This is a genomic window from Vagococcus sp. AM17-17 (genome assembly GCF_003471765.1).
GTDB lineage: Bacteria > Bacillota > Bacilli > Lactobacillales > Vagococcaceae > Vagococcus > Vagococcus teuberi.
In genome coordinates this window covers 56,083-73,212 of the sequence record NZ_QRJY01000003.1, presented here as the reverse complement: position 1 = coordinate 73,212, position 17,130 = coordinate 56,083, and the positions used below count along the sequence as shown (strand labels likewise).

Below are 17,130 nucleotides of genomic sequence, written 5' to 3'. Positions count from 1 at the left end.
TCCTAAGCTTCTTCTTTTACTGTTTTGACGATAGCATCAACAGCACGTTTCATCTTAATATCATGAGTTAACATTTCATCTGATAAAGCATTTCTTACAGCTGAAGCCTCCATGTTGTATTGAGATGCTAAATCATCAATCTCAGCTTGAATATCTTCGTCAGTTACGTCAAATTTTTCAGCTTCAACGATTGCTTCAATCACTAAGTTAGTTTTAACACGTGTTTCAGCTTCACCCTCAAATTGTTTATGCAAGTCTGCTTCAGTTGTTCCACTGATTTGGTAATATAATTCAGGTGAAATCCCTTGATTTTGCATGTTTGATAAAAATTCATTCATACCACGGTGAACTTCATCGTGAACCATTACTTCTGGTAATTCAACGATTTCAGCATTTTCAACTGCTTGAGAAATTGCTGCTTCTTCGATTGCTGCTTCAGCTGCAGCTTCTTTAGATGCCACTAATTCAGCTTTGATTTTTTCTTTTAATTCTGCTAGTGTTTCAACTTCGTCATCAACATCTTTAGCAAATTCATCATCTAATTCTGGTAATTCTTTTGCTTTTACTTCATGAACTGTTACTTTGAATACAGCTTCTTGTCCAGCTAAATCTTCAGCTTGGTATTCTTCTGGGAAAGTTACTTTAACTTCCACTTCATCTCCAGCTTTAGTCCCAACTAATTGTTCTTCAAAGCCTGGGATGAATGAGTTAGAACCTAATTCTAATGAATAGTTCTCACCTTTTCCACCTTCAAATGCCACATCATCTTTGAATCCTTCAAAGTCAATAACCACTGTGTCGCCATTTTCAGCAGCAGCTTCTTTAATCACTAATTCTGCTTGTGATTGTTGTTTTTGAGCTAAGTTTTCTTCAACTTCTTCATCCGTTACTGAGCGGTCTTGTTTGGGAACTGTTAAGTTTTTGTAGTCACCTAATTTAACTTCAGGTTTTACAACAACTTCTGCTGTGATAACCCATGGTTGACCTTTTTCCATTGATTCAACATTGATTTTTGGTTGAGCAACTGGCTCAATTCCCGCTTCTTCAATTGCTGCTTCATAAAGTTCAGGTAGAACAAAGTTTAATGCATCTTCATAAAGTGCTTCTTCACCATACATTTGGTTAAACATTTGGCGAGGTACTTTCCCTTTACGGAATCCTGGCACGTTTAAATCTTTCTTCACACGATCAAACGCTGCTTTTAACCCTTTTTCAATATGTTCTGTAGAAACTTCAAACGTTAAAACACCATCGTTTGTTCCTTTTTTTTCCCATTTTGTAGACATATAATGTACCTCCAAGTTATCTATTCGTTAATAGTTTTTACACTATTTCATACCATACAATCTTACACTAAAGACCTTTAATTGTAAACATTTTTCACTAACAACTCACTATTTTGTCATCGTATTCATCATGATAGTATCTAAGTGTTGAATGCTAGATAAAATATGCATAGCTCGTTCTTCTACTCTGTTATCTAATGTTAGATCAAAACCGAAATAGATTAAATAAGCTTGTAACCAATCATCTACATTAACAATACACCGTTCTAAACATGGATACATCATACCTAAGTGAGCTTTTAAAACACCCAATACCATTTGCTCTTGGCTTGTATAGTTATCTTCCATATAGTGAGATAACTTTTGATACAAAGGATGTGTCAAAATTGTAGGCATCAATCGATCCGTATCATCTAGATTAACCGTCACTAACTGATTAAATACCGTAAGTACTTCAACTGTTGATTTCTCTTTTAATTGAACGAGTTCATCAATAAATTGATTTCTAATAAAAATAGAAACCTGGTCATCACACAAAATACGTTTAGTGACTATTTCGATAAAATCTGCTTTTGTTAAGTAATCACATTCTTTTGCCAACTTAATTTGTTGAACCATCTCTTCATTAACCAAGTTTTGACAACGAGAAACATGATGTCGATACTCGTTATTATCTACCATTGTCCAATAGTCTTGTGTTTTATCTAGTGTATCTTTAAACGCATCTTTTAATTGATGACTCTCATTTAGTTGAACGAACCATTTTTCAACTTGTAAAAATAATCGTTTCTTTAACAAAACATCCAAATAGATTGGTTGAAGCCTTTCGTGGTTTCGATAGTCTTGTTCGAACTCTTTGACATAATCTAATGCTTCATCAATCTGCCCTAGTTTTAATGATATTTTTACAAGATAAGTATTTACTTCTAGTGTTAACTCTTCTTGATAATGCCCTTTAAAACACTCTAAAGATTTTAAATAGTCCTGTTGGTCATAATATTTTTTTCCTAAATACAAAAGACGTTCTAATTCGTTAGGAAATTCAATTGTATCACCCATCTTATCTAACCTCCTTTTTTATTCTAAATAATCATAAAAAAAAAGTGCAACACATCCGTGCACACTTTTTAATCGTTAGTCTTGTAATAATTCAAAAATTTCTAAAGTGACTAAATCAATGTCATCAAATTGATAGACTTCTTGAGAACCTGCTTCTGTTAATTCAAACATCTCGCTATTCCCATCAAACGTCACGATGCATCGCTCTTGTCCTTCTCTTTCAAATCGACGAACTTGTACCTCATTGTCGCTAGATTCCACCATTGCATTCAATCGTTTAATAATTGCTGCTAACTGTGAACTTTTCATAGAGCTAGCCTCCTTCGCATTTCTTCTGTTTTATTGTAACAGAAACATACCTAACATGCATTGAAAAAATGCCTCATTTTATAACTTTTTTAAATATCCCACCAAAGTTTAATCAACGCTTGTGTTCCATCATTTTCAAAACCTTGGTCAACTAATGCCTGATAAAGGTTTCTAGCTTCTTTTGTCGCTGGTAACTCAATTGACATTTTCTCAGCTTCTTCTAATGCAATATTTAAATCTTTTAAAAAGTGTTTCGCAAAAAATCCTGGCGTAAAATCTTCTTTTAAAATTCTTGGTGCATAGTTTGCTAAAGACCAGTTAGCTGCACTTCCCCCACCAACTGTATCCAATACTTTTGCTAGGTCTAAACCTGCTGACTTAGCATAAACCAATAATTCTGTCATACCTGTCATAGTCCCTGCGATCATGATTTGGTTTGCCATTTTAGTATGTTGACCACTTCCAGCTTTACCTTGTAAATTCACTTTACTACTGAAAACATTCAGTATCGGCTCAACTTTGTCATAAACTTCCTTCTTACCACCAACCATAGTAGTTAGAGTACCCTTTTTAGCTCCTAAGTCTCCACCTGATACTGGCGCATCCAAACTTTCAGCTCCAAGTTCCACCGCAGTTTCTTCAATTTTTTTAGCTAAAGATGGTGTACTTGTCGTCATATCTATTACAATTTTTCCATCTACTTTTCCTGAGAACACACCATTTTCTCCATAATAAATCTCTTCAACGTCTTTTGGATAACCAACCATTGAAAAAATAACGTCACTTTTATTTGTCACGTCTTTTGGTGTATCTTGCCAAATAGCACCTTCTTTAACCAATTCATCTGTTTTTGATTTTGTGCGATTGTATACGTTGACTGAATAGCCTGCTTTTAGTAAATGCTTAACGATTGATGCTCCCATGACACCTGTTCCGATAAATCCGATTGTTTCCATATCCTCACCCCATCTAATAAGTTTGTCTCTCTCCATTATAAGAAAACTAATTTATTTAATAAAGTCATATCACTTGTTTTTTACGGAATAAAAAAAACATCCAAGATGTTACTCGGATGCATCTAGATTGGCACGTTTCTTAACTTTAGGCTGTCCATTCTGATGGAAGGTTAATGCTACCAATCCTAGAATAATTCCTAAATAATATGTGACCCCTCGCCAAAGAAAAATTGCTAACACTAACTTACTTTGGGATAAGGTGAAGGTTCCAAATAATAAACTAAAACTATATTCAGCCCCACCAGTTCCTCCTGGGACAGGAAATAACGATATTAGCATGGTAATAAACGCATGAAGCACAACCACATGGAAAATACTCATTTCCTTAATACCTAACCCATATAAAATGAAGTATGGGATAATATAGTAAGATACTAACTGTAAAATAGTCAGTACGCTTACTTTAAACATCAATACCGGTTGCTCTCGCATATAACGACTTTCTTCATAAAATGTATCCATTTTTTCAATGGTTTTCTGATAGAGTGCATCAATTTTTTCACCCTTAGCAAACAGTCGAATACCTTTAAATATGATATCTACTAATTTTCTAGTAAATGAATACCAGTACATAATCATTAATAAACCGATCACAATCACAAAATGAATAATGAAACTTAATAAAATAAGTATCTTTAATTTTGATAAACTACTGGATAAAAAGCTATAGCCACCGATTAAACAAATGAGAAAATTGATAACTACCCAAACTTGATACACAACAAATTTCATTAAACTGACTGATGTTGCAACTCCTGTATCAACACCAAATTTAGCCATTGCTATTATTTGTGCTGGTTGTCCGCCGGTAGAAAACGGGGTAATCGCATTGAATAAATGTTCAATCAATGGGATTCGATAGCTTGTTGAAAAGCTAAATGACGGATTGCTTCTTTTTAACAACACTTGAACTATTTTAGCTTCTATCCCCCAATAAACAAGGACACATAAGATAGAAACAACTATCCACCACCAATTTATACTAGAAAACTCTGCTGCCATATCTTCTAAGCTGACCTTTTTCATTTCGTTTCCAATTACTATTAGACCTAAAATGACCGCTAATATTAGGTACCACCTATTTTTTTTGGTCATAGAGTTCCTCCTATCACACTACTTTTTAAATAATTTTAATGAATAGATGCTACTATCTTCTTCATAACCTTGATGTCTTTCTTCAAAATATATAAGTGCTTTCTGATAAAAGTCTTCAACTTTTTTACCGAATGCCTCGCTTGAAATATCGTATAATTTATCTTTTAATACTTCTTGATCTGATACAATGTCTTCTCTTATATAATCAATTAGTGTATCAGCAAAATCGACATTATCGGCATAAGTGACACCTAAACTTTTATCATTAAGTAAATCATCTAAATATTCATTTCCTTTTGCTACAACTTTTGTTTTTGCCGCCATAGCTTCTGTATACGTCAATCCTTGTGTTTCAGAGTCTGAAGCACTGACAAAATAATCAGCAGCCTGATAAAATGGTGCAATATCTTTATTAGGAATCTCGCCTGCAAAAATGACATAGTCTGTGAGTGATAACTCTTCCACTTGTTTTTCTAGTTTACTCTTAAATGGTCCATCACCAACAACTAAAAGTTTTACATGCGGTAATTCTTCCACAACCTTCGATAAGCCACTTATAATAGTTTGAATATTCTTCTCATAAGATATACGGCTCACAGAAAGTAATAAACAATCGTTAGAATTTATCTGATACTGCTCCTTTACTTCGTTAATTAATTTTTCCTCTACCGGTTTAAATTGTGACACGTTTATTCCTGTCGGGATAACAGACATCGGACGTTCTATTCCATACTCTTTTAATTTAGTTACCACACGTTGACTAGGGCAAATAATACCTGACATATGATTAGTATATAATTTCGATAATTGCTTAACATGTACGGGTTTCAATACTTTTCCCTTCGCTATATAATGTAGATAATCTTCATACATAGTATGATATGTGTGAACGACAGGAATATTTAACGCTTTAGCTGTTTGTTTACCTAAGACTCCCACTCCAAATTCTGTATGCGTGTGTACAATATCTAAGTCGATTTCTTTAGCAATATGATAGGCATACAACATTCCCCTTATCACAACACGCCTATCTTTAAATGAAACAAACGGAATACTAGGCATTCGTATGATTCTTGATTCTACTTCTTTTGCATCGGGATCTGTTGTGGTGAAAATATACACGTCATGCCCTAATTTCTCAAGTTCATCTTTAAGTGTTTTTATTGAAGTCGATACTCCACTAACTTGAGGAAAATATGTATCCGTAAAAAAACCTATTTTCACTTATTTCTCCTCCTTAGCATTCTTTTTATAGTAGTCATACCAGATTTTCGCAACATTTTCTTCACTATAATATAAAGCTGATTTTTTTGATTTCTGTTGATAGTCTTCTAATATTTCTGGGTTTTTTCTTATCATTTTAATGGCATCGTTCATGTCATCAATATCTTGTGTCGAAATATATTGGTTATCAATAATAGCATGGTATAATTCTAAATCTCGTAACATGACAGGTGTACCACAATTAAAAGCTTCTAAAATACTCATTGGAAATAATTCATTATAGGAAGGTAGTAAGAAAATATCAGCTAAATTATATAATCGCATAATTTCTTCTCTATCTACAATTCCAGTAAATAATAAGTTATCAGGCGGATTATCATATATTTTTTTATACCGATCATATCCATCTGTTATTTTTCCAAAAGAAAAGCCTCCTGCCCAAATAAATTGAACATCTGGATTATCAATAGCTAATTGAACAAAATCATCAATTCCTTTTCTTTGTTGGATTTGACCTGTTCCTAAAATAACTAGACGATCCTCAGCTATCTTATATTTTTCTCGCCATGATTTTTTTTCTTCAGACGTTGCTTCATAAAATTTCTTATTTGAAACAAAATTTGGAATATAAGTAATTCGCTCTTCTTTTAAACCAGCTGCTACTAACTTAGGAATAAAGGTTGGATTAACAACAACTAATTGATCCATTCTCCCATAAAAGCTGATTAAATACCAATCAAATATTTTTTTAAATGGTGAGAAAAGATTTAAACTACCTTCCAATGTTTCTGGTAAAAAATGAACATATCCAATCGTTATTCCACGTTTCTTTTTATGAAAAGTAGACAGATAAAATTGTGGATCTACAGTATGATAGTGTGAAATATCTGCTTGACTATATTTATTAATTGAAATATCAAATTCAGTTGAAAAATGTTTATTGAGCATATTAACTAACTCGGTATAAGCACTACCAACTCCCTGTCCCTTCACTTTATCAGCTGATGAAAACATATTTATCCTTAACAAAAAATCCACTCCTAATATCTACTATAATACGTAAAATAATACCACAATTCATCATCCTACAGACTCATTTTATATCGAAATTTATACATCATTATACATCTTAACACGTAATAATAAAAAAAAACTATAATTTACTGTTTAAAAACAGTAAATTATAGTTTTCAGATTACATTACTTAGTATATTCTTCAACTAAGGCAACAACTTCATCAGCCGTATCACATTCTGTGATCGCTTTTTCAGCTAATTCTGCCATTTTCTTAGAATCAAGACGACTCATTAAACTACGTGTACGTAAGATACTTGTTGCACTCATAGAAAATTCGTCTAATCCTAATCCAACTAATAATGGTACAGCTGTTTGATCTCCAGCCATCTCTCCACACATACCAGCCCATTTACCTTCAGCATGAGCTGAATCAATGACGTTTTTAATTAAACGTAAAATTGCAGGATTATATGGTTGATATAAGTAAGAAACACGTTCGTTCATACGGTCTGCTGCCATTGTATATTGAATTAAATCATTTGTTCCAATACTAAAGAAATCAACTTCTTTAGCGAAGCGATCAGCAATTACTGCCGCAGCTGGAATTTCAATCATAATACCTACTTGGATATCATCAGAAACGTCCACACCTTCAGCAACTAATTTAGCTTTTTCTTCTTCAAGCAACGCTTTAGCTTCTCTAAATTCAGCTAAAGTAGCAATCATTGGGAACATAATACGTAAGTTTCCATATACAGAAGCACGTAGCAATGCACGTAATTGTGTACGGAACATTTGATCTTCGGCTAAACAAATACGGATAGCACGGTATCCTAGGAATGGGTTCATCTCTTCAGGGAATTTCAAGTAAGGTAATTCTTTATCCCCACCAATATCCATCGTACGAACCACAACTGGTTTACCTTCCATACCTTCCAAGACAGCTTTATACGCTTCAAACTGTTCGTCTTCAGTTGGAAAATCAGGAGAGTCCATGTACAAGAATTCAGTACGGTATAAACCAACTGCCTCTCCACCATGACTTAAGACACCATCTAAATCTTTAGGTGTTCCGATATTTCCAGCTAATTCTAAATGTTTACCATCAGCTGTCACTGTTTTAGCATGTTTTAATTTGTCCCATTCAGCTTTCAATTCATTGAATGCTTTTTCTTTTGCTTTAAAATCAGCAACCTGTGCTTCAGTTGGGGTAACGATAACGTCTCCTTCACTTCCATCAACAGCTAAAACGTCACCTTCTACAACATACTCAGTAATGTCTTTTGTTCCAACAACTGCTGGAATTTCTAAAGAACGAGCCATGATAGCAGAGTGAGATGTACGTCCGCCAATATTAGTTACAAAAGCACGAACAAAATTACGATCTAATTGTGCTGTATCACTTGGAGTTAAATCTTCAGCAACAATAATGACTTCTTCGTCAATCATTGTTAAATCAGGTAATTTAACACCTAACAAATGACTCATAACACGTTTTGTTACGTCACGAATATCAGCAGCTCTTTCTTGCATGTAAGGGTTATCTTCCATAGCCTCAAACATTCCAATAAACATGTCTGTAACTTCTTTTAATGCTGATTCAGCATTAACTTTGTTATCTTTGATATTTCCTTCAATTGCACTGATTAATTCAGGGTCAGATAAAACCATTAAGTGAGCATCAAAAACTTGTGCTTCTTCTTCACCTAAAGTTTTCACCGCTTTGTCTCTGATTGCTTGCAAATCTTTAGTTGATTGACTAAGAGCATCTGAAAGACGTGCTGCTTCGGCTTCAACGTTTTCAACTGAACGTTTTTCAAATGATAAATCCGGCTCAACTAAAAGATATGCTTTAGCAACTGCAATACCATCACTAACTGCAATACCTTTCAATTGTTTAGTCATTATTCAGATAGCCCTTCTTTTTTCATTGTTTCTTCGATAGCTGCGATTGCGTCTGCTTCGTCAGCACCTTCAGCTGTAATTGTAACGTCAGCACCTTGGCCAACACCTAAAGACATGACACCCATAATTGATTTTAAGTTTACAGATTTACCTTTATATTCTAAGTTAACATCTGAACTAAATTTGCTAGCTGTTTGCACCAATAAAGTTGCTGGTCTAGCGTGAATACCTGTATCTGCTACTACGTGAAATTCTTTTTTTTCCATAATTATCTTCTCCTTTGTCATGTGAAAAATTTTTATGATGGATTATTTATTTAAACAAAAATTGTCCTAAAAAAATAACCCTTTCAATGATAAAGAATACCATGTTTTTCTATTACTTACAACTTTTTTCCCATGTTCTCTATAGAACTTTAAAAAGCTTTTATAAACTTTTCATCTCCATTTCAGAAAATAATTCGAATTTAATTCATAATTATTTTGATATATTCCTTTTTTTGTGTACTAAATAGCCATTTCAAACTTTATGTTAAAAAAACGTTTTTTGGTACAAGTGATTTTCAACGAATGTTACACCTTTTCAATCAATAAAAAGAGCATAATTTTTGCTTCTTATATTCAAAAATTATATAATAATCATAAGGTCAAAACAGGTCAAACTGTTTTGGTAAATCATTTGATTAAAGGAGGATTTACCTATGATATGTAAAAACTGTAAAAAGAATGATGCAACAATTCACTTACACGCATCAGTTAATGGAGAGAAACAACAAATAGATTTATGCCAACAATGTTATCGTGACTTAAAATCTCAAGAAGATCAAATGAATCGGGAAAAATTTGCTCAAGATCCTTATGGTTTTGGTCAATTAAATGATTTTTTCAAACAGTTGGCCCAACAATCAATGAAACAAGTGCAACAACCAACTATGCAAGCTCAACAAGGTGGTGGTGGAAATGCTTCTATCCTGGTAGAATACGGGGAGAACCTAACACAACTTGCTCGTGATGGAAAAATTGATCCGGTCATCGGTCGAGATGCTGAAATTAAACGTGTGATAGAAATATTAAATAGACGAACTAAAAACAATCCAGTACTTATTGGTGAACCTGGTGTTGGTAAAACCGCGGTCGTTGAAGGGTTAGCGTTAAGTATTATTAATGGTGATGTCCCACAAAAATTAGAGAATAAAGAAGTCATTCGTCTTGATGTTGTGTCACTTGTTCAAGGAACAGGTGTTAGAGGCCAGTTTGAAGAACGGATGAAACAACTGATTACTGAACTAAAAGAACAAAAGAATGTCATTTTATTTATTGATGAAATCCATGAAATTGTTGGAGCTGGTTCTGTCAACGATGGCTCGATGGATGCTGGCAATATCTTAAAACCAGCCTTAGCTCGTGGTGAATTACAATTAGTTGGCGCAACAACATTTAATGAATATCGTATCATCGAAAAAGATGCAGCACTTGAACGACGTTTACAACCTGTAAAAGTTGATGAACCTACTATTGAAGAAACCATTCATATATTAAAAGGTATTCAAGAAAAATATGAAAATTACCATCATGTGAAATACACAGATGAAGCCATCGAGGGGGCTGTACACTTATCTAGTCGTTTTATACAAGACAGACATTTACCGGATAAAGCTATCGACTTACTAGATGAAACAGGTTCTAAGAAAAATTTAACCATTCCTTCTATTGATCCAAAAATTTTAAATTCTAGAATTGCACGAGCTGAAGCTAACAAACAAATTGCTTCAGAAGAAGAAGATTTTGAAAAAGCGGCTTATTACCGTGATCAAATCAAAAAATTGGAAGACTTGAAAATTCACCAAGTATCTGAAGATAGTATGCCTACTGTCACAATAAACGACATGGAAGAAACCGTGGAAACCATGACAGGAATTCCGGTTGGTAAATTAAAAGAAACAGAGCAACAACAAATGAAACATTTAGCAAGTGATTTGAAAAAACATGTCATTGGGCAAGATGATGCCATTGATAAAGTATCACGTGCTATTAGACGAAATCGAATTGGTTTAGGAAATAAAAATCGTCCGATTGGTTCATTTCTTTTTGTTGGACCGACTGGTGTTGGTAAAACTGAGCTAGCAAAACAACTAGCGACAGAGTTATTTGGGCATGAATCTAACATGGTTCGTTTTGATATGAGTGAATACATGGAAAAACATAGTGTGTCTAAATTAATTGGTTCGCCACCTGGTTATGTTGGTTACAATGAAGCAGGACAATTAACTGAAAGAGTGAGAAGAAATCCCTATAGTTTAATTCTATTAGATGAAGTCGAAAAAGCTCATCCAGATGTTTTACATCTATTCCTTCAAATCCTTGAAGATGGACGATTGACAGATGCGAAAGGTAGAACTGTTAGTTTTAAAGATACTTTGATAATCATGACAAGTAATGCTGGAACTCAACATGTTGAAGCAAGTGTTGGATTTGGTGCTATCAAAGAAGGGACGACTCAATCAGTTCTAAACCAGTTAAGTCATTACTTTAAGCCAGAATTTCTAAATCGATTTGATGGAATTATCGAATTTAAACCCTTAAGTAAAGAAAATCTATTGTCTATTGTGTCATTAATGCTTGATGAGATAAACATAAAATTACAAGAACAAGGTATTCATATTGATACGACTGAAGAAACAAAAGAAAAATTAGTTGAACTTGGTTATGATCAAGCTATGGGTGCAAGACCTCTTAGACGTACCATTCAAGAATATATTGAAGACGGGATTGCTGATTGTTATTTAGATAACCCTTCTGCAAAAAGATTATCTGCTGATTTAGTAGATGATACTATTACAATAACTGAACAAATGAACTAATACATGTTTTAAGGAGAAAATTCTTCCTATTATATGGGAAGGTTTTCTCCTTAATTTTTAATCATTGTGGTATAATTAATCTATAGAAAAGGATACAACTAAATTGGGGTGATATTAATGAAATTGATTGACGTTACAAATAGTTATGCTACTTTGGTTTCTAAACAATTGGAAAACACAGATGCTAGATTTGTCAGTGTCTATTCATTAGGTAAAACATTAGTGATTCACAGTACGGCAGACACTCATATCGATGTTGTTTTAGTGAATAAGACACGTGATATTAAAGATTTAGAACTAAATGCTGTATTAGAAGAACTATTACATACCACAGTGGATAATCCAGAGTTAGAAATCATTCGAACACACGGTGTTATAGAAGTTGAAATTCCTGTCAAACCGAAAAAAACAAAAAAAATTAGTTAAATAAAACCATTCCTATGCTTTAATTGTCGTTTGCACAGGAATGGTTTTATTTTTTTATTCTACTTTGAGTGTTTGTCCATTAATGATAACAGAGTCAATGTCACTTAATTCAGTGTAATCATATATCAAGGATACGTGGCTTTCTCCGTTTTCAGTGTATATATTACCGTCACCATCTTTTGTTAAATCAATTATCTCCCCATCTTTTTTAACTAGTTTTACATCTAAATTCAACTCCTTCATTTTTTCTGGAGAAGAATCTTTTACATCAAAACTTAAAGATAAACCGGATAGATTTATATTAGATAATGCTAAGTTTTCTTTTTTAAGTATGATACCTTTTAATGCTTTTCTTTCTATTTCTTTTGGTTCTTTCAATTTTATTGCCCAATTACCAGAAACAACTGTTTGAGTTTTTGCAGATTCTACTTTTAAATCATAATTTTGTAACTCTGATTCTTTGATATCAAAAACAAATTCCTCATAATCACTTTTTCCTGTTTCGTTTTTATGTGTTTCATTATTATAAGCTGAATAAGAAGCAATGTATGGCCATAACTTATTACCATTTCTTTCTGGTTTTTTTTCACTAGAATTTTTAGGTTGAAAATCTAAGTTTAAGAAATTGTACCCTTTTATATTGGGCCATTTCACCAAAATATGTAATAAGCCGTCTTTATAAGCCATATTTTCAATAAAATAATCTTCGCCAGGAATTAATGGAATCGATAATCGTTTGTTCGGTAAGTATTCACTATACAACGCCTCATAGTCGACATTCAATTTCTCTAGAATTGAATCCTCAACACTTCCACCTCCTACTCCACTTTTTCCATCATATTTTTTCCATTTAACATTTGTCGCCAAATTTTTTTTCCAATCAATTGATACAATATTTTCCATTTCTTTGGTATGAGAACCAAAACCTGTTAGTATAAACCCAGTATCTTTATGTTCTTCCCATGCTACTGAACTGACTAATAACGTCGCTGTCTTTGTTTTTGTATCATAGTTAATCACTTGCGTGTTCCCACCATTTAACATGGACCAATCCTCAATAATGGTATCTTCAGACAATCTATCCCCAGTTAAATCTTGCAATTCCATTAAAACATAAGTGGTATTACCATCTTTGAATGTATTTTTAGCCGTTAATTTTAATCCTTGATCTTCTACTGAATAATCAAGTTTTTCTGCATTTACTAATATCTTATCTGCTTCTGTACCAAAAGCTTTGGTATAAGCTACTTTTATTGTATCTAACTGCGTATACCCAACCATCAAACTAAGCACTGCCACTGCCCCAAGAATAGCTGCCCATTTCTTCTTTTTAGGTTTTAGTGGTTTGACTTTCTCTGCTTTTTTATTGATATCTTCAAATACTGTTTGTTTTATTTTTTCTTTTGACTCATTAGGCATCTCTTGATTCATTTGCGCCAACAATTCATCTAATTGCTCATCTGTTAATTCTTCAAATGGTTCTTTTTGATATTTATTCATCCCAATTCTCCTCCTAATTCTTTAAACTGTTTTTGTAGTTGTTTCTTACCTTGATACAGTTTATTATCAATTAGTTTTGAGTCATAACCTGTCTTTTCTTGAATGTCTTTTGGTTTCATTTCATAGAAATAACGTTTAATAATAATTTCTCTCATAGGTTCTTCAAGTGTCATAACCGCTTGATAAAAAGCTTGCCAATCCATGTTACTTTCTTCTATTGTTAATGTGGCTGTGATACTATCATCTAACTCTACTGTCATATCTTTAGCTACTTGTTTCAGTTTATTTAACGCCATACTTCGTGTCATCATGCATAGATACGTTTTTAACGTGCCTTTACTTGGATCAAACCCCTTTGGATTTTTCCACAATCTAATAAATACATCACTGACTAATTCCTCAATGTCTTGAATCCCCATTACTTGCTGATGATTTAAATATTTTGAACCAACTGCCCACAATAGCTTCGTGTATGTATCCATCAATTGACTCAATGCTTCTTCATCTTTATTAAGCAAGCTAGTCAGGTATTCTTCATCTGTCATGTTATCTCCTCCTTTTGTTTCTCACTTACAGTACAATGATTTTTATTAAATTCCTTAGATGCATAAAAAAAGTTCTAGAGAAATCTCTAAAACTTTTGTTTGTTATAGTTTCTTCTTTAAAATAGTCGCAATTTGTTGTGAAGCTGTCCCATCACCATAGGGATTACTAGCAGTCGACATCTCAAGATACGTTGCTTCATTTGTTAGTAAGTTGTCTAGTGCTTCATAAATGATGTCTTCTTTTGTTCCAACTAGTTTTAATGTCCCTGCTTTTATTCCCTCAGGTCTTTCTGTTGTGTCACGCATGACTAACACAGGTTTACCAAGCGAAGGGGCTTCTTCTTGTATTCCACCACTATCGGTTATGATCAAATAACTTTTAGCAAGTAAGTTATGGAAATCTATCACATCCATTGGTGGAATTAATTTAACTCGATTCGTCTGACCAAATACTTCTTTGGCAAGTGTCTGAATGGAAGGATTCATATGAATCGGGTATACTACTTTAACGTCTTCATGTTTATCAACCACTCGTTTGACAGCTTGAAACATTTCTTTCATCGGTTTTCCTTGATTTTCTCGTCTATGAGCTGTTAGTACGATTAGTCGGCTATCTCCTACCCACTCTAATATCTCACTAGTATATTCATTTTTAACCGTTGTTTTTAGCGCATCAATCGCTGTATTTCCTGTGACAAATACTGTGTCTTCTTTTTTTCCTTCATTAAGCAAGGTTTCTTTTGCTTGATTAGTTGGTGCAAAATCAAGTGATGACATCAAACTAATTGACTGCCTGTTAAATTCTTCAGGAAATGGTGACGAAATATTATGCGTACGCAGGCCTGCTTCAACATGCCCTACTGGTATTTGAAGATAAAACGCAGCTAAAGCTGATGCATAAGACGTACTCGTATCACCATGAACCAGTACCATATCAGGTGTTTCTTTTATTAAAATAGGTTTGATTTTTTCTAAAATATTTGTCGTGACATCAAATAGATCTTGTTGTGTTTTCATAATATCCAAGTCATATTTGGGTACTACATGAAACACACTCAATACTTGATCCAGCATTTCCCTATGTTGTCCTGTCACACAGACGACCGTTTCAAATTCATCCTGTTTTTCTAATTCATTAACAAGTGGGCACATTTTTATGGCTTCTGGACGTGTGCCAAACACTAACATTACTTTTTTCTTCAATTTTGGTCACCTCGTTATTTAATTAGTTGCTTTATTTTCATTTTGTCGTCACTATAAATGATATATCCCCTATCATCATATATATGTATCATCGTATCAGTTGTCGGGCTAATGATATATATGTCAGGTGTTTTAAAAGAATTCTTTGTCTTAAACTGCGGTTGTCTATCTGGAAAATCTTGATTAATCAGACTAAGTATCAACTGCTTCCACTTTATATTGGAGTAAGTTGTTTCAATTTGCAATCGCAGATAAGTATCTGTATCATCATTAAGATAATCAAATGTTTGTTCAGATAAGGTGATTTCTCTTATATTTTTCACTATTTTATGGAGAATTTTATCTGTTTTATTTTTGTTACATAGCGGATATTTATTTATTAAAAAAATTACCTTATCATCTTTAAAAAATAAATCAGTTAAGATACTTTTTAATGTTGTATATGTAAGAAAAAACATCTCCTCATTATATGAGCTATCCTCTAAAAATTGATACATATTAGGATGCAAATCCACTGCTTCTTGATAAGAAAATAATATCTCTAGCCGATCAGTTTGTAAAAAATCTTTCATACTCTCATACCTTTTTAATCCATATTACCATGAATGAAGCAAACAAACGATACATTCTATTACTTTAACCTGAGTTGACGAGTGATTCATAGTTTGATAAAATGACAACCAATTACATACACTAAGTTTTCTAGGGTTCCGTAATATCGCTGTATTAGTCTGGTCCAAGAGAAAACTCATAGATAATTTATCTATGTCACGGAAGGACAAAAGCCTGGGAGATACTGTTTTTTTACAGTGTCTTTCAGGCTTTTTTATTTTTAGTTAGGAGGAAAGAAAATGAAAAAAGAATGGTTAAAGGTCGTAACAGCCGCAATGTTAGAAATATTTTGGATCATTGGGTTAACTCACTCAACAACTATTTTCCAGTGGGGATTGACTATCTTACTTATTATTATCAGTAATTGGTTAATGATTTCAGCAACTTCTAAACTACCTACTGGAACAGTTTATGCTGTATTTGTCGGACTTGGAACAGTAGGAATTGTTTTATCAGACGCCCTATTTTTCGGAGCAACACTAAATTGGCTAAAATTATTACTTATTTTACTGCTGATTGGTGGTGTTATTGGTCTAAAACTTTTAACGCCAGAAAAAAATGTTATGGAGGAAAAATAAAATGGATTGGATAATACTGATTGTCGCTGGCTTTTTTGAAATGTTTGGTGTCGCAATGATTAATCGCTTATCAATAAAACGGACTTTTTCAACCGTTCTACTAATTATTATAGGATTTAGTTTTAGTTTTTTCTTACTGAGTTTGGCATTAAAATATATCCCCATGGGAACAGGTTATGCTATTTGGACAGGTATTGGTGTTATTGGGAGTACCTTTATAGGGATGATTTATTTTGGCGAATCAAAAAATTGGAAACGATTATTGTGTATCTTAGTCATTCTATTATCGGCCATCGGATTAAAAATAATTGGATAAGACAAATAAAATACGATCGAAAAAATGATGGATCTACCATTTTTCAATCGTACAATTTATTGCCTTAGATAAGGTTTTAACCGCTATGAGTATCTGCCAAACACAAGTCGATAATAGAAAAGAATACGCCCTTTAGCACTTAAATAATGGATGGTTAATGTATTATGATTGTGATTCAC

Annotated in this window: 17 protein-coding genes and 1 riboswitch; of the genes, 4 read left to right on the top strand and 13 right to left on the bottom strand. The window is 33.2% G+C overall.

Going from position 1 to position 17,130, the window contains the following annotated elements; translation table 11 throughout:
* Positions 1 to 2: 2 nt before the first annotated feature.
* From tig to DW196_RS06005, 9 genes are all read right to left on the bottom strand, one after another.
* The gene (gene tig, locus DW196_RS06045) at positions 3 to 1,286 is read right to left on the bottom strand and encodes a trigger factor (RefSeq protein WP_071456482.1); all 1,284 of its coding nucleotides are present in this window, start codon (positions 1,284 to 1,286) and stop codon (positions 3 to 5) included.
* A gap of 108 nt (positions 1,287 to 1,394) precedes the next feature.
* Positions 1,395 to 2,345, bottom strand: a complete 951-nt coding sequence (locus DW196_RS06040) for a hypothetical protein (RefSeq protein ID WP_071456481.1) — start codon at positions 2,343 to 2,345, stop codon at positions 1,395 to 1,397.
* Positions 2,346 to 2,420: 75 nt separating this feature from the next.
* Entirely contained in the window at positions 2,421 to 2,654 is a 234-nt protein-coding gene (locus DW196_RS06035) for a YkuJ family protein (RefSeq protein ID WP_071456480.1), read from the bottom strand.
* 89 nt (positions 2,655 to 2,743) lie between these two features.
* Positions 2,744 to 3,610: an NAD(P)-dependent oxidoreductase gene (locus DW196_RS06030; RefSeq protein ID WP_118250620.1), complete on the bottom strand. Its 867-nt coding sequence runs from the start codon at positions 3,608 to 3,610 to the stop codon at positions 2,744 to 2,746.
* A 108-nt stretch (positions 3,611 to 3,718) separates the two neighbouring features.
* Complete coding sequence (locus tag DW196_RS06025) at positions 3,719 to 4,765, bottom strand: lysylphosphatidylglycerol synthase transmembrane domain-containing protein (protein WP_118250619.1); 1,047 nt, start codon at positions 4,763 to 4,765, stop codon at positions 3,719 to 3,721.
* Positions 4,766 to 4,783: 18 nt separating this feature from the next.
* Complete coding sequence (locus tag DW196_RS06020; RefSeq protein WP_071456477.1) at positions 4,784 to 5,989, bottom strand: glycosyltransferase family 4 protein; 1,206 nt, start codon at positions 5,987 to 5,989, stop codon at positions 4,784 to 4,786.
* On the bottom strand, positions 5,990 to 7,018 hold the full coding sequence (locus DW196_RS06015) for a glycosyltransferase family 4 protein (RefSeq protein WP_071456476.1): 1,029 nt from the start codon (positions 7,016 to 7,018) through the stop codon (positions 5,990 to 5,992).
* A gap of 171 nt (positions 7,019 to 7,189) precedes the next feature.
* Positions 7,190 to 8,911: a phosphoenolpyruvate--protein phosphotransferase gene (gene ptsP, locus DW196_RS06010; RefSeq protein WP_071456475.1), complete on the bottom strand. Its 1,722-nt coding sequence runs from the start codon at positions 8,909 to 8,911 to the stop codon at positions 7,190 to 7,192.
* Positions 8,911 to 9,177, bottom strand: a complete 267-nt coding sequence (locus DW196_RS06005; protein WP_071456474.1) for a phosphocarrier protein HPr — start codon at positions 9,175 to 9,177, stop codon at positions 8,911 to 8,913. The genes ptsP and DW196_RS06005 overlap by 1 nt, the downstream gene beginning before the upstream one ends.
* A gap of 434 nt (positions 9,178 to 9,611) precedes the next feature.
* Between DW196_RS06005 and DW196_RS06000 the strand changes: the two genes are divergently transcribed.
* Together DW196_RS06000 and DW196_RS05995 are read left to right on the top strand one after the other, a co-directional pair.
* A complete protein-coding gene (locus DW196_RS06000) occupies positions 9,612 to 11,771 on the top strand; it encodes an ATP-dependent Clp protease ATP-binding subunit (RefSeq protein ID WP_118250618.1) in 2,160 nt (719 codons plus the stop codon).
* A gap of 117 nt (positions 11,772 to 11,888) precedes the next feature.
* Complete coding sequence (locus DW196_RS05995; protein WP_071456472.1) at positions 11,889 to 12,197, top strand: DUF1827 family protein; 309 nt, start codon at positions 11,889 to 11,891, stop codon at positions 12,195 to 12,197.
* A 54-nt stretch (positions 12,198 to 12,251) separates the two neighbouring features.
* On the opposite strand, the gene DW196_RS05990 is transcribed toward DW196_RS05995, so the two are convergent.
* The 4 genes from DW196_RS05990 to DW196_RS05975 all read right to left on the bottom strand — a co-directional run bounded on the left by DW196_RS05990 (position 12,252) and on the right by DW196_RS05975 (position 16,017).
* Positions 12,252 to 13,697, bottom strand: coding sequence for a DUF4179 domain-containing protein (locus DW196_RS05990; RefSeq protein ID WP_118250617.1), 1,446 nt, complete (start codon positions 13,695 to 13,697; stop codon positions 12,252 to 12,254).
* Positions 13,694 to 14,242 (bottom strand): RNA polymerase sigma factor, encoded by a 549-nt coding sequence (locus DW196_RS05985; RefSeq protein WP_118250616.1) that lies wholly within the window; start codon positions 14,240 to 14,242, stop codon positions 13,694 to 13,696. The genes DW196_RS05990 and DW196_RS05985 overlap by 4 nt, the downstream gene beginning before the upstream one ends.
* A gap of 102 nt (positions 14,243 to 14,344) precedes the next feature.
* Positions 14,345 to 15,430, bottom strand: coding sequence for a non-hydrolyzing UDP-N-acetylglucosamine 2-epimerase (gene wecB, locus DW196_RS05980; protein WP_118250722.1), 1,086 nt, complete (start codon positions 15,428 to 15,430; stop codon positions 14,345 to 14,347).
* A gap of 29 nt (positions 15,431 to 15,459) precedes the next feature.
* Positions 15,460 to 16,017: a hypothetical protein gene (locus DW196_RS05975; protein WP_118250615.1), complete on the bottom strand. Its 558-nt coding sequence runs from the start codon at positions 16,015 to 16,017 to the stop codon at positions 15,460 to 15,462.
* 119 nt (positions 16,018 to 16,136) lie between these two features.
* A riboswitch (guanidine-I (ykkC/yxkD leader) is annotated at positions 16,137 to 16,240 on the top strand.
* A gap of 56 nt (positions 16,241 to 16,296) precedes the next feature.
* On the opposite strand from DW196_RS05975, the gene DW196_RS05970 reads away from it, so the two are divergent.
* A complete protein-coding gene (locus DW196_RS05970) occupies positions 16,297 to 16,635 on the top strand; it encodes a multidrug efflux SMR transporter (protein WP_118250614.1) in 339 nt (112 codons plus the stop codon).
* A gap of 1 nt (position 16,636) precedes the next feature.
* A complete protein-coding gene (locus tag DW196_RS05965) occupies positions 16,637 to 16,951 on the top strand; it encodes a multidrug efflux SMR transporter (RefSeq protein ID WP_071456467.1) in 315 nt (104 codons plus the stop codon).
* Positions 16,952 to 17,130 lie beyond the last annotated feature (179 nt).